This window comes from Sphingomonas oligophenolica (assembly GCF_039522915.1).
GTDB classification, from domain to species: domain Bacteria; phylum Pseudomonadota; class Alphaproteobacteria; order Sphingomonadales; family Sphingomonadaceae; genus Sphingomonas; species Sphingomonas oligophenolica.
Genome location: NZ_BAAAEH010000003.1, coordinates 1 through 13437, shown reverse-complemented (window position 1 = coordinate 13437; position 13437 = coordinate 1). Strand labels below are relative to the sequence as shown.

Here is a 13437-nt window from a genome sequence, read left to right as displayed (position 1 = left end):
GGTTTCGTCCAGGCCGAGGCGAAAATCGTGAGATACGAGCATCGGAGCGCAGCGTGCTTACGGCACGTGAGCACCGAAGCGCAGTGGCGCGCGATTTGCAGCCCGGCATGGGCGAAACCTCGATCGGCCCGTAGTGGGGGGCTTCTGTTGCCCGGTGCCCCCCGTACCGCTGGAATCCGCTTCTGTTGCCCGGTGCGGCCCGGACCGCGCTTTCGTCCTTAGTAAACTAGACCGTTAGGTCCGGTTTACGCGGCAATCGCGAGTGCTTCGTTGTCGTTAGCACTTGTGGTTTTGAGCCTTTTACAGGTTACTCAGCCCGGGCAAAAACAGCGCTTTTCAATACACGTCGATCCTGGTTCGACCCCGTCATGACCGGTCCGTGAGGGCCGGTTGTGGTGGAGTCGCCGGGTACTGCCCCCGGGTCCGCTGCATCTATTGCACGCCGCAATTTATCACCATAGCCGACGGCGAACCGGCGGCACGCCTAATATAGGCACTGCGAACTTAATGAAAAGCCCGCCTTTCACTCGCCACAATATAAGCCCATATCGGGTGCGTTATGTTGACCCAGCGTTCCCGCTACGCGCTCCGCGCGATGATGTTCCTGGCAGAAGCACCCGCAGGCGGCCCCCCGATCCCGATGAACAGGATCGCGGCCGAGGCGAACGTGCCGCGCAAGTTCCTCGAGTTGATCCTCGCTGATCTGCGCGAAGCCGGTTTCCTCCACAGCCATCGCGGCAAGATGGGGGGCTATTGCCTCTCGCGCCCGACTCACCTGATCTCGCTCGGCGAGATCATCCGGGTGATCGAAGGGCCGCTCGCGCTCGTGCCGTGCGTCAGCCGTACTGCTTACCGGGCGTGCCGCGACTGCAAGGACGAGGCGACCTGCGCGATTCGCCACGCAATGATGCGCGTCCGCGACGAGACCGCCCGAATCCTCGACGGCACCAGCCTCGCCGACGCCAACGCGCGGGATCTCGCCGCAGCCTGATCAGGCCGCGCGTTTGCGCAGCTCGTCCCGAATCTCGCGCAGCAGCGCGACATCGGCCGGCTCGGCCGCCGGCTCCGCGGGAGCGACCTCTGGCTTCGTCATCAGCTTCGTCGCGGCCCGCACGATCAGGAAGATGATGAAGGCGAGGATGAGGAAATTGACCACCTGGGTGATGAACGCGCCATAGCCGAACACCGAGACGCCGGCCTTTTTCAGCGCCGCATAGTCGGTCGATCCGGCCAGCGCCGCGGGCACCTTGCCGAGCACGACGAAATGGCTGGAAAAATCGAGCCCGCCGAAAATCTTGCCGATAATCGGCATCAATATGTCATCGGTCAGCGAAGAGACGATCTTGCCGAATGCAGCGCCGATCATCACTGCGACGGCGAGGTCGAGCACGTTGCCCCGCGCGATGAATGCCTTGAAGTCCTTGAACATGCCTCGCCTCCATCCGATTTTGCTACCGCGTGCCTACGCTAGTCGGGTATCAGGGCAGCGCAAGGGTTGGAGGGATTGTTCATGAACTACCGTAACGTCTTCGCGCTGACATCCGCCGTCGCGCTCTCCGCCTGCGGCCTCAACAGCGTTCCCACGGCTGAGGAGAACGCCAAGGCGCGCTGGGCCGATGTGCAGAACGAATATCAGCGCCGCGCCGACCTCATCCCCAATCTGGTCAGCACGGTGAAGGCCTATGCCGCCCAGGAAAAGACCGTCTATGTCGAGGTCGCCGAAGCGCGCGCAAAGGCAACTTCGATCCAGGTCAGCGCGAACGATCTCACTGATCCCGCCAAGGTGAAGCAGTATCAGGACGCCCAGAACACGCTGGGCGGCGCCATCGGCCGGCTGCTGTCGATCACCGAAAACTATCCCGATCTCAAGTCGAACACCAATTTCCTGGCGCTTCAATCGCAGCTCGAAGGCACCGAGAACCGCATCACGATCGCGCGCCGCGATTACAACACGGCGGTCCAGGGCTATAACACCCGGATCCGCACCTTCCCCGACGCGATCGGCGCGAAGGTCTTCTACGGTGCCAAGCCGATGACTCCGTTCGAGGCGACGACGCCCGGGGCGGAGAAGGCGCCGACGGTCAATTTCGGGAACAGCAACTGATCCGATTATGTGCCCTCCTGTTGATGCTGGCCGGGTGCGGCGCTGCCGCCCCGGCCGCATCGCTGCCGGAGTCGATGGCGTGATCCGGGAGATATCCCCTCCAGAAAGGCTTGCCGCATGAGTTTCCTCCGCTTCGTCCTCGCCGCGGCGCTGATGCTCTGCGGCGCGCAGTTCGCCGGGGCGCAGACCTTCCCGCCGCTCACCGGCCGCGTCGTCGACGACGCGCATCTCCTGTCGGCGCCGCAGATCGCGCAGCTCACGCAGCTCTCCGAGGATATCGAAAAGGCGTCCTCCCGGCAGTTCGTGGTTGCGACCATCCCCGATCTCCAGGGCCATGAGATCGAGGATTATGGCTATCAGCTCGGCCGGGCCTGGAAGATCGGACAGGGCGGCGCGAACAACGGCATCATCCTGATCGTCGCGCCCAAGGAGCGTAAAGTCCGGATCGAGGTCGGCTACGGCCTCGAACCGATCATGACGGACGCGCTGTCCAGCGTGATCATCAACGAGACGATCCTGCCCAAATTCAAGGCGGGCGACATGCCGGGCGGCATCATTGCCGGTGCCAATGCGATCGCCGACCAGATGAAGCTGCCGCTCGAAGCCGGCGAGGCCCGCGCCGCCAAGCTGGCCGCCACCCCCAAGCGGAGCCAATCGAGCGCGAGCGGCATACCCTTCGTGGTCATCTTCTGGATCATCGTGATCGCTTTCGTCGTCCTGTCGCGCTTCCGGCGCGGCACCAGCGGGCGCCGATATCGTGGCGGGATCGCGCCGGTGACGCTCTGGGGGTCCGGGCTCGGCAGCGGCTGGGGCAGTGGCTGGGGAAGCGGCGGCGGTGGTGGCGGCGGTTTCTCGGGCGGTGGCGGCTCGTTCGGGGGCGGCGGCGCTTCGGGGGGCTGGTGATGGTACGGATTACGACTCTCACGTCAGAGGATCACGCGCTCATCTCCGCGGCGGTAACAGCTGCCGAACGGGACACGGACGGCGAGATCGTGACGATCGTCAGCGAGCGATCGGATCAATATCACGACGCGGCACTGCATTACGCCTTTGCCGCCGCGCTGGCGGTGATCGCGCTGGCGGCGATCAGCCCCGGCGCGCTCGAGACGAAGTTCGGCTGGTTCTCCAATGGCTGGGGGGCACTCGATGCGCGCATGCTGCTGTTCGGCGTGCTGATCGTCGAGACGGTCATCTTCCTGCTCGTCCGCTACGCACTCGCCTGGATGCCGCTCCGCATGGCGCTGACCCCGCGCAGTACGCGCGCGCGCCGGGTACGGCGGCGGGCGATTCAGTATTTCAAGGTCGGCGCCGAGCACCGGACCGGGGCGCGGGTCGGCATCCTGCTCTTCCTGTCGCTTGACGAGCGCATGGCCGAGATCGTCGCCGACGAGGCGATTCACAAGGCAGTGCCGGCCGAGCGCTGGGGCGAGGCGATGGCGGCGCTGATCGACGAGGTGCGCGAGGGTCGCCCGGGCCAGGGGATGGCCGCGGCGGTCGCCAGCATCGGCACGATCCTGGCGGAGAATTTCCCCAAGACCGAGAGCGATCGCAACGAACTGCCGGATCGGCTGATCGAATTGTGAGCGACGACCCCGCCGACACGGTCTGGGCAGGCCGGTTCATTACCGTCAAGAAGCAGGGCAGCTGGGAATATGTCACCCGCGCCCGCGGCATCCAGGCGGCGGTGATTCTCGCGATCGACGACGGCGACGTCATCCTGGTCGAGCAATATCGCGTGCCGCTCGGGCAGCGTTGTCTCGAGCTGCCGGCAGGCCTGGTCGGCGACGAGGAAGAGGGCGAATCGGTCGAGCTGTCCGCCGCGCGCGAGCTCGAGGAGGAGACCGGCTACCGGCCCGATCACATCGAGCCGCTCGGCTATTTCTACTCCTCGCCGGGCATGGTGTCGGAAGGCTTCACGCTGGTCCGCGCGACCGGCCTGACCAGGGTGAACGATGGCGGCGGGCTCCCCGACGAGGATATCACCGTCCACCGCGTGCCGCTTGCCGGAATCGGCGATTTCGTTGCGGCGAAGCGCGCCGAAGGCGTTGGCATCGATGTCCGGATCATGATGCTGCTCGGGCCGTCGATCCTCGGCTGATCAGCGGAAATTGTGCCCCTTCTGCGAGAGCACCGAGCGCTAAATCTGATCCGTTCGTCCTGAGTAGCCATCGAGTAGCCGCGCAGCGGCGTATCGAGAGGGCGTATCGAAGGACAGGCCCCGCGCGACAACCTGTCCTTCGATACGGGCCCTCGATACGCCTTCGGCTACTCGGTCCCTACTCAGGACGAACGGGGTGGCGATCATGATTTGACGCCCTCGGCTGATCAGCGGAAATTGTCGGCGTAGCTCTGCAGCTTGAGCTTGCGCTCGGGCGCGGCGATCACGGTGAACGCCAGGCCCTCGCGCTCGGCATAGGCAATCGCCGCCTCCTTTGTCGGGAAGCCGAGCCTGATCTGGTCGCGGGTATCGCCCGATCCGGCCCAGCCGGTCAGCGGGTCGGGCCGCTTCGGCTCGGCCGGCTCGAATTCGAGCGTCCAGCGATCGGTGCGGGCGCGGCCCGATTGCATCGCGTTCTTGGGGCGCTGGAAAATGCGTGCGGTTGCCATATCGATTCCTTGAACTCCCGGACCCTCTATCGCGGTTGCGCGCGCCGCGCATCCGCATTTTTCGTCCGCGTCGTCGGCACGGCCGCGGCGGGGTCGTCGGGCCAGGGATGGCGCGGATAGCGGCCGCGCATTTCCTTCGCGACCGCGGCCCAGCTCCCCGCCCAGAAGCCGGGCAGGTCACGCGTCGTCTGGATCGGCCTGCCGGCGGGCGAGGTGAGGCTGAGCACCAGCGGCACCCGGCCGCCCGCGACCGTCGGATGCGCGGCCAGCCCGAACAATGCCTGGGGGCGGAGCTCGACGCGGGGTCCCCCTTCCGCTGCGTAATCGATCGGGTGGCTGCTGCCGGCCGGCGTATGAAAATAGGTCGGCGCCTGCGCATCGAGAGTCCGCAGCGTATCCCAGCCGATCACCCCGCGCAGCGCATCGGCAAGCGCGCCCGGGTCGAGCGCGTCGAGGCGGCGCTTGCCGGAGAGAAGCGGCGTCAGCCATTCGTCGGCGCGCGCGAGCAGCCCTGCCTCGTCGATCTCCTCGACCGCGACGCCAGCGCTCCGGACGAAGGCGATTCGGTCGAGCAGGGCGCGGGCGGCCTCGCTCCAGGGGAGAAGCGACAATCCCCCGGCCTGGACGGCGGCGAGCAGGGCGGCGGCGATCTCCTCCGCATCGGCATTGGCGTCGGGGCCGCTCGACAGCCGGATCGCGCCGAGCCGTCGCTCGCGCAGCGCCTGGATGCCGCCGGTTGCCGCATCGAAGGTCACGGTGCGGCGAGTCTCGATCCGGTCGCCGAACAGTGCCTCGACGGTGGCCAGATCGATCGGAGCGGCGGAGAGGATGCGCGCGCCCGCCGCCATGCCCTGAGTCTCGGCGACCGCCAGCCACTCGTTGCGGGCGAGTGAGGAGGTCGGATCGAGCTTGAAGCCCCGGCCGCCGACCGAGGCCCAGGTCTCGCCCGAGGCATCGCGGCGCCTGGCGATGCGGTCGGGAAAGGCCAAGGCGACGGCGAGGCCAACTTCTTCTCCCCTCCCGCGAGCGGGAGAGGGAGCGAGCGAGGCCCAGCGTTTCGCCAGCTTCCGCCCGCCTTCCGCCCTGGGCCCGCGTTCGGTCCGCCAGCGCCGCAGCCGCGTCTCCAGATCGACATCATTCCCGCCCAGCCCGCGCTCGCCGAGTAGCACCGCGACCTCCGCCGCCGTCTCCGCCAGCCCCATCTCTCCGGCGCGCACCAGCATGTGGCCGAGCCGGGGCGGCAACGGCAGCCTGGCGATCGCCTTGCCATGCTCGGTCGGTCGCCCATCCGCGTCGATCGCCTCGAGCGCCGTCAGCCGCGCGCGCGCCTCCTCGATCGCCGCCGCCGGCGGCGGATCGAGCCACGCCAGCATGCGCGGATCGGCGACGCCCCAGAGCGCACAATCCAGCGTCAGCGCCGACAGGTCCGCCTCCACTATCTCGGGCGGATCGAAACGCGGCAGCCCGGCCGTCGCCGCCTCTTCCCACAACCGATAGGCGATCCCGGGCATCTGCCGCGCCGCTCTCCCCGCCCGCTGGGTGACGGCGGCCTGGCTCGCCCGCTCGGTGACGAGCCGGGTCATGCCCGCCGCGCGATCATAGCGTGGCCGGCGGGCCAGCCCTGAATCGACGACGACGCTGATTCCGTCGAGCGTCAGGCTGGTTTCGGCGATCGAGGTTGCGAGGACGATCTTCCGCCGGCCCTGCGGACCGGGCGCGATCGCCGCGCGCTGAGCTGCGGGGTCGAGGCTGCCATGGAGTTTGTGGAGGATGATATCCTCACCCAGCCCCTCGATCCGCTCGGCGGTCCGCTCGATCTCGGCGACGCCGGGCAGAAAGGCGAGAACGCCGCCGCGCTCGTCACGCACCGCAAGCCGGATCGCGGCGGCAACCGAATCCTCGATCCGCGCTTCGGCGGCGCGGCCGATATGGCGCAGCGTAAGCGGATGGCTGCGGCCTTCGCTTTGGATGACGGGGGCCCCCTCCGATTGGCCGCCCATCAGCGCCGAAAAGCGGGCGCCGTCGAGCGTCGCCGACATCGCCACCAGCCGCAGATCGGGACGAAGCGCACCTTGCGCGTCGAGCGCGAGCGCAAGCCCGAAATCGCTGTCGAGGCTGCGCTCATGCACCTCGTCGAACAGCACCGCGGAAACACCGGCGAGCTCGGGGTCGGCCTGGATCCGGTTGACGAAAATCCCTTCGGTCACCACCGTCACCCGCGTCGCGGCGGAGCGCTTCGAATCCATCCGCGTCGCATAGCCGAAGGTCTTGCCGACCGGCTCGCCGGCCTGGCTCGCCATCCGCTCGGCGGCGGCACGCGCGGCGAGGCGGCGCGGCGACAGGAGCAGGATCTCGCCATTGCACCATGGCTCGGCGAGCAGCGCCGGCGCGACCGCCGTCGTCTTGCCGGCGCCGGGCGGGGCGACGAGCACGGCGTTCGGGCCGGCCCGCAAGGCAGCGAGCAGGTCGGGCAGAACCGCGTGAATAGGGAGCGGCGTCATTCGATAGCCTGGCCGGTCATGAGGGCCTGCCTATGCCCCAAATCGCCTTCACACCACCTGTAACCCGCCAATTTCATCCATGTCCTAGCATCACCCGGGCGAGCGATGGTACGCGTTGCCAACAAACGGAGAATCGCGTGGCCGCTCACAGCCATCATCACGGCCATTCGCACGCCCATGAGGCTGGCCATGATCACCATGGGCATGGCCATTCCTCCCATGGCCATTCCCACGCGCCCACCGAGGCCGGGTTCGAGCGCGCCTTCGCGATCGGCATCGCCCTCAATCTGGGCTTCGTCATCATCGAGGCGGGCTTCGGCTTCGTCGCGCACTCGGTCGCGCTGCTGGCGGACGCCGGGCATAATCTCTCCGACGTGCTTGGGCTCGCTGTAGCCTGGGGCGCCGTGGCGCTCACCAAAAGGGCGCCGACCAAGCGATTCACTTATGGGCTGAAGGGCACGACGATCCTCGCCGCGCTCAGCAATGCGCTGCTGCTGCTGGTCGCGCTCGGGGCGATCGTCCTCGAGGCCGCGCAGCGCCTTGCCGCGCCGGCGCCGGTTCAGGGCGAGACCGTCTCGATCGTCGCTGCGGTCGGCATCGTCGTGAACCTCGCGACAGCGCTGCTGTTCGCGCGCGGCCGCAAGGGCGACATCAATGTCCGTGGCGCCTTCCTTCATATGGCGGCCGACGCGGCCGTGTCGGCCGGCGTCGTGATCGCCGGCCTCATCATCCTGTGGACTGGCAACGCCTGGATCGATCCGGTCGTCAGCATCGCGATCGCGGTGCTGATCTTCGGCCAGACCTGGGGGCTGCTGCGCGAATCGGTCGAGATGTCGCTTGATGCGGTGCCGCGCGGCATCGACTACGACAAGGTGTGGATCGAGTTGCGCCTGCTGCCCGGTGTCGCCCGTGTCCACCATGTCCATATCTGGCCGATGAGCACGACTGAAACCGTGCTCACCGCGCATCTCGTGATGCCCAAGGGGCATCCCGGCGACGTCTTCCTCGAGGAAGCGCGCGCGATGCTGAAGAAGAAGTTCGGCATTGGCCACGCGACGATCCAGGTGGAGATCCTCGGCGAAAACTGTCCCGAAGGACGCGTGCCTCAATAGGCGCGGGCGACCGCGAACTCGACTGCCTCGACCATCGCGTCCTTGGCCTTGCCGGGGCCGAAGCTGCCGAGCGCATCGATGGCGCGCTGGCCATAGTGGCGGGCGCGGGCAAGCGTATCGTCGACCGCCCGGGTCGAGCGGACCAGCGCGATGGCGTGCTCGAAATCCTCGTCGCGCGAGCGGTGGCCCTCGATCGCGGCTTTCCAGAAGACCCGGTCGTCCGGATTGCCGCGCGCATAAGCGAGGATGACGGGAAGCGTCGACTTGCCCTCGCGGAAATCGTCGCCGGCATCCTTGCCCATCGTGCCGGCGTCCGAGATATAGTCGATCGCATCGTCGACGAGCTGGAAGGCGATGCCGAGGTTGCGGCCATAGGCATCGAGCGCGGCTTCCTCGGCCTCGGGCCGCTCCGCCACCACCGCGGCGATCCGGCAGGCGGCGGCGAACAACGCCGCCGTCTTCGCGCCGATGATGTCGAGATAGCGTTCCTCGCCGATATCGATCCGCCGCGCGGCGGTGAGCTGGTTGACTTCGCCCTCGGCGATGATCGCGCTGGCGCCCGACAGGATCTTGAGGACCTTGAGGCTGCCATCCTCGACCATCAGTTCGAAGGCGCGGCTGAACAGGAAATCGCCGACCAGCACGCTTGCCGGATTGCCCCAGATCAGGTTGGCGGTGCGCTTCCCGCGCCTGAGGTCAGATCCGTCGACGACATCGTCGTGGAGCAGGGTGGCGGTATGGATGAACTCGACTGAAGCGGCGAGCCGGTGGTGCCGCGCGCCCGTATAATCGAGCAGCCTTGCGCTCGCGAGGGTCAGCATCGGCCGCATTCGCTTCCCGCCGCCGGCGATCAGATGGCCGGCCAGTTCGGGAATCAGCGGAATCTCGGACTGCATGCGATCGAGGATCACTGCGTTGACGAGATTGAGATCGCCCGCGACCAGCTTGACCATCGAGTCGAGCGAGGGCTGGGGCCGTGCGTCGAGGCGGTGGATGGTTGCACTCATGTCCCGCGCGATGTGGCCGCAGAGCCGGACAAAGGCAAGCCTTCGGGGTTGCGCGGGTCGTTTCGGGCACGCAAAAGGTTCGCGAAACTGGCAAGGAAGACACAGGTGACCGACGAAACGCTCAGCGGCTATCGCCAGAGCATCGACAATATCGACGCGGCCCTGGTGTTCCTGCTCGCCGAGCGCTTCAAGGTCACCCAGGCGGTCGGCCGCTACAAGGCGACAAGCGGCCTGCCCGCCGCCGATCCCGGCCGCGAGGAAGCCCAGATCGCCCGGCTGCGCGGGCTGGCCCGGGATGCGAATCTGGATCCCGAGTTCAGCGAGAAATTCCTGCGCTTCATCATCGACGAGGTCATCCGCCACCATGAGCAGCTGCAGGGCGGGGGATGAGCGTGCCGCGAACAGGTGAAAGCTATTCGCAGACAAGCACGCGACCACGAAGAATCCAGCGTAGTGAACCAGAAGGTCGTTCGGCCCGATTCTATTTCCGTCATGCCGGGCTTGTTCCCATAGGCGCTAAGTTAAGGAAAGATCGCGTTATCTCAATATCCTACCGTCATCCCGGACTTGTTCCGGGATCCACCGGGCCACATTCTCCACGTTTCGACTGGTCGAGACGCCGGCTCAGTGGATGCCGGAACAAGTCCGGCATGACGATTTGGAAACAGATTCGTATCTAAAATGGACGCGTTACAGCGATATAGCCGCTTACCTTAGCGCTTATGGGAACAAGTCCGGGGTGACGATACATAATGGGACGACCTTCTGATTCAGGAGACTGGAATGCGCGCGGGGAAATGGCCTGCAAGACTCGCCAAGGGCCTGCTCGCTATCGTCCTGATTCTCGCTGCGGCGGTCTACTGGCTGTTCTACGACAATCGCCTGCCACCGACAGGCAGCTTCCCGCTCGATATCGCCGCAATCCGCGCCGAGGCGGCGCGAATCCCCGGTGACAAGGCGCGCCTCATCCAGGTCGAGACGGTCTCGCACAGCTGGAAGCCCGGCATCGCGATGGTCGCCGGGACCGGCTGGGCGAAGATCGACCTGGTCCGCAACAGCTATCGCCTCGTCTTTCCGACAGGCTCTATCATCATCGATACGGGCTTCGATCCGAAGACCGCAGCGGCGGACAAGGTCGACCGGTTTGACGACGCAGCCTACCGGCGCGTGCAGGCGGCGCTCGACGGCGCGATGCGCATCGTCGTGACGCACGAACATGCCGATCATATCGGCGGCCTGCTCGCCAGCCCGCATCTGCCGCGCCTCCTGCCGCACACCATCCTCAACCCCGAACAGTTCGCCGAGTCCGGGCGAAGCGCGCCGCTCGCCTGGCCGAAGGGCAGCCGCGCCGGCTTCAGGCCGCTCGACTATCAGGGGATGATCGCGATCGCCCCCGGCGTGGTGCTGATCCGGGCGCCGGGCCACACGCCGGGCTCGCAGATGGTCTATGTCCAGCGCGCCGACGGCCAGGAATATCTGTTCATGGGCGATGTCGCGTCGGAGGCTGACAATGTCCGCCTCGAGCGGATCCGGTCGAGGCTGGTGACGGATTTCATGACGCACGACGATCGCCGGGCCGTGATGCTGCAGACGATGGCGCTTCACCGCCTGGCAGCGGCCGAGCCGCGGATCGCGCTGGTGCCGGGGCATGATGCGGTGGCGACGGCCGCGTTCGAGCGCAGCGGGCTGCTGGTGCCGGGCTTTCGGGATTGACCGGCCTGTCGGGGCGCCGCGGCAATCGCTGGTGCATTTTTCGGGTTCGGGCGCTGAGGTGAGGGGTCTCGCGTCACCAAAGGCGGGGGGGTATGACGGAGCGGTGGGGATAAAGGGGCGGCGTCGAACAACGTCCAGCAAGGGAACTATATACTCGTGCGACCTGATTGCTGTCGGGCGCCTCTTGGGCTCAGGGCCTAGGAAGCGGCTGTCATCCATGCCAACAGCTAGCCCACCAGCTGTACCCGACAAGGGAATCATTGCTAAGCAGGAGAATTAAGGCTGAGCCGGACGGCTTCAGCAACGGAGGTCCAGATGGCGTCGACTGCTATTCTCGTTGGGAACGCCACTTACAGTCGGCAAGATAGCTTGCCTTGTTGCATTGAAGACGTGGCAGCCATGAAAGCGCTGGTTGAAGCGACCGGTCGCTACTCGGCAATTCATGCATTAACGGATTTAGACGCAGATGGGATGCGTGAAGCGGTCCGCACGGCCATATCGGCCGATGACACGCACGATGAGGTGTTTTTTTACTTCTCCGGACACGGCACCCAGATTGGTACAGAATTCTATTATTGCGGCACCCAGTTCGACGACGCTCGCCCTAATGAGACCGGAGTTTCAAACGCCGAGCTTCACAACCTGCTTCGTGCAGTCAACCCTGACCTTTTGGTTAAAGTGGTTGACGCTTGTTTCTCCGGTACTCTCTTGGTCAAAGGGAATCTCCCACAATTGGCCATCCCGAAAGACGGATTCCGGCACGTTCTGCAGTTCTCATCGTCTTTGGACAGCCAAACTTCGCTCGCCGGTGAGCCACTCAGCGTCTTTACGCGTGCCTTCTGTGATGCGAGCGTCCGGAAGACATCGGGCCCCATCTACTTCACAGATATCTTCAATACGTTACGTGATGACTATCTAGGGAACGACGAGCAGACACCGTTTTTTGTCTCCCAGAGTACGGGTCGTGAGTTGTTGGTCGACGACGCGACGAAGCTGGCCGAGTTTCGGGAGTTGCTAACGACTCGCTGGAGCGGGTTCGACCAAGGCGAGCACGGGGCTGAAAGCGCGCTCGCAGTCACTGAGCCACTCAGCGCAAAGAAACTTCTGTTGGCGGCGGAAGGGCGGTTGGGCAATCCAGAACGCGTGAAACTCTTGATCGACGAGTTGTTCGACGGCGTTCTGGCCCGTTTTAATAACGGAGAGTTTGGCGAGTTCTTCGAGGTCGACAAGGTAGAACACGCAACGTACCAAGAGGTAACTGCTCGCGATCTCATAATCCGAGTCTTGGCGCGTGAAACACGACCCGACCGGCTAGTGACGGCCGAGATTCCGAAGGCTAAAACCAAATCGGACGCCTTTGGCCTAATCGCGCATTCAATGGTTGCACTCAGCCCAGAATGGATGGGTACAGAGCACTATTCTCTAGAACTGAATTGTACGCTGACTAGGGCGCAGCTCCGACTCAACTTGACGCCGCGTTTTCGTACGCTCCAGCGATTGGTGCTGGTTCTCAGTTGCGCACCGAGCTTGGACCAATGCTATATTTTCGAAATCTTGACGCAGCACCTCCGCACGGACTGGGACAGATTTGCTCAAGACGGTAGCGAGCTAGTTCGACGTTGGTACAAGCTCGGATGGGATGAGGAGCCCGATGGTATCATCGAAAAGGTGTGCGTCGCGCTGGAGAATGCTGCACGCAAGCACATCGAAGAAACGGCCGCTCGGCTTGCCAAGGAGTGAGAGCGACGCGCGCAAGCGTACACATAATCGCGTCAAACGGCCACGATTGGGTGGACTGTGTTGAAAAAGTCGGCCTCCCGGAAACCGGCGAAACATTCGAACTTTAAGTACTTTCGACGCACAGCGCATTACGGTGACACGTGCAATAACCCCTTTTCTCTCATGTGATTATGAGCGATCAATTGAGAGGTTATTGCACGTGTCACCGTAACTTCGGTTGCGCCTAAGAAGGCTGATCCCCACCTTCGGAACACCGTCAATTCGGTCAATTCGGGAGGTGGACTGCACCCGTAATCCAGGAATTTTCGACTGATGAACCACATTACCCCGGAGTGGGCGCAGGTGATCACTGGTGCGCTGAGCGCGATAGCCACCTTGTTCGCAGTCGTGGCTGCGATGTGGCTGCCCCGTGCAGAACGGCAGCGTGCGGCTGGAGAGGTTGGTCGGGCGCTCATGGAGCTTACCAACTATGCGATCGACTTCGGAGGTCGTCTTGAGACCGATTTGCTTCGGGTCGATCCAGAGAAGGAACGGCAGGAGCTTAAACTGCTTCTGGCGGTAGCGGAGCGACTGACGCTTCGGCAGAGTGTAGCGCGACGATCTGGATGAGAGTCTAGCGACGATCAGGATGAGAGTCCGACGATCGCGACGAT

Annotated in this window: 14 protein-coding genes and 1 other RNA gene; 9 read left to right on the top strand and 6 right to left on the bottom strand. The window is 64.9% G+C overall.

Annotated elements, in window-relative coordinates; translation table 11 throughout:
• Positions 1-171 precede the first annotated feature (171 nt).
• Positions 172-518: a transfer-messenger RNA gene (gene ssrA, locus ABD050_RS01930) on the bottom strand.
• Between the two features lie 41 nt (positions 519-559).
• Between ssrA and ABD050_RS01925 the strand changes: the two genes are divergently transcribed.
• Complete coding sequence (locus ABD050_RS01925) at positions 560-991, top strand: RrF2 family transcriptional regulator (RefSeq protein WP_343887443.1); 432 nt, start codon at positions 560-562, stop codon at positions 989-991.
• Here ABD050_RS01925 and mscL read toward each other — a convergent pair whose 3' ends face one another.
• Entirely contained in the window at positions 992-1429 is a 438-nt protein-coding gene (gene mscL, locus ABD050_RS01920) for a large conductance mechanosensitive channel protein MscL (RefSeq protein WP_343887442.1), read from the bottom strand.
• A gap of 81 nt (positions 1430-1510) precedes the next feature.
• Here mscL and ABD050_RS01915 point away from each other — a divergent pair, with 81 nt between their 5' ends.
• From ABD050_RS01915 to ABD050_RS01900, 4 genes are all read left to right on the top strand, one after another.
• A complete protein-coding gene (locus ABD050_RS01915; protein WP_343887441.1) occupies positions 1511-2104 on the top strand; it encodes a LemA family protein in 594 nt (197 codons plus the stop codon).
• A gap of 117 nt (positions 2105-2221) precedes the next feature.
• Positions 2222-3007 (top strand): TPM domain-containing protein, encoded by a 786-nt coding sequence (locus ABD050_RS01910; RefSeq protein WP_343887440.1) that lies wholly within the window; start codon positions 2222-2224, stop codon positions 3005-3007.
• A complete protein-coding gene (locus tag ABD050_RS01905) occupies positions 3007-3687 on the top strand; it encodes a TPM domain-containing protein (RefSeq protein ID WP_343887439.1) in 681 nt (226 codons plus the stop codon). The genes ABD050_RS01910 and ABD050_RS01905 overlap by 1 nt, the downstream gene beginning before the upstream one ends.
• Complete coding sequence (locus ABD050_RS01900; RefSeq protein ID WP_343887438.1) at positions 3684-4202, top strand: NUDIX hydrolase; 519 nt, start codon at positions 3684-3686, stop codon at positions 4200-4202. Before ABD050_RS01905 ends, ABD050_RS01900 begins: the two co-directional genes overlap by 4 nt.
• Before the next feature lie 227 nt (positions 4203-4429).
• Here the strand turns inward: ABD050_RS01900 and ABD050_RS01895 are convergent, their stop codons facing one another.
• Positions 4430-4711 carry an ETC complex I subunit gene (locus tag ABD050_RS01895; protein ID WP_343887437.1) on the bottom strand — a complete coding sequence of 94 codons (282 nt, stop codon included), beginning with the start codon at positions 4709-4711 and terminating at the stop codon, positions 4430-4432.
• A 26-nt stretch (positions 4712-4737) separates the two neighbouring features.
• Positions 4738-7212 (bottom strand): ATP-dependent helicase HrpB, encoded by a 2475-nt coding sequence (gene hrpB, locus ABD050_RS01890; protein WP_343887436.1) that lies wholly within the window; start codon positions 7210-7212, stop codon positions 4738-4740.
• A gap of 137 nt (positions 7213-7349) precedes the next feature.
• Between hrpB and ABD050_RS01885 the strand changes: the two genes are divergently transcribed.
• On the top strand, positions 7350-8324 hold the full coding sequence (locus ABD050_RS01885) for a cation diffusion facilitator family transporter (protein ID WP_343887435.1): 975 nt from the start codon (positions 7350-7352) through the stop codon (positions 8322-8324).
• On the opposite strand, the gene ABD050_RS01880 is transcribed toward ABD050_RS01885, so the two are convergent.
• Entirely contained in the window at positions 8318-9331 is a 1014-nt protein-coding gene (locus ABD050_RS01880) for a polyprenyl synthetase family protein (protein WP_343887434.1), read from the bottom strand. The two genes, ABD050_RS01885 and ABD050_RS01880, sit on opposite strands and share 7 nt — an antisense overlap.
• A 105-nt stretch (positions 9332-9436) precedes the next feature.
• On the opposite strand from ABD050_RS01880, the gene ABD050_RS01875 reads away from it, so the two are divergent.
• From ABD050_RS01875 to ABD050_RS01865, 3 genes are all read left to right on the top strand, one after another.
• Positions 9437-9721, top strand: a complete 285-nt coding sequence (locus ABD050_RS01875; RefSeq protein WP_343887433.1) for a chorismate mutase — start codon at positions 9437-9439, stop codon at positions 9719-9721.
• 393 nt (positions 9722-10114) lie between these two features.
• Positions 10115-11044 (top strand): MBL fold metallo-hydrolase, encoded by a 930-nt coding sequence (locus ABD050_RS01870; protein ID WP_343887432.1) that lies wholly within the window; start codon positions 10115-10117, stop codon positions 11042-11044.
• 315 nt (positions 11045-11359) lie between these two features.
• Positions 11360-12784 (top strand): caspase family protein, encoded by a 1425-nt coding sequence (locus ABD050_RS01865; protein ID WP_343887431.1) that lies wholly within the window; start codon positions 11360-11362, stop codon positions 12782-12784.
• A 168-nt stretch (positions 12785-12952) separates the two neighbouring features.
• Here the strand turns inward: ABD050_RS01865 and ABD050_RS01860 are convergent.
• The coding region (locus ABD050_RS01860) for a hypothetical protein (protein ID WP_343887430.1) at positions 12953-13437 on the bottom strand (485 nt) is incomplete at its 5' end.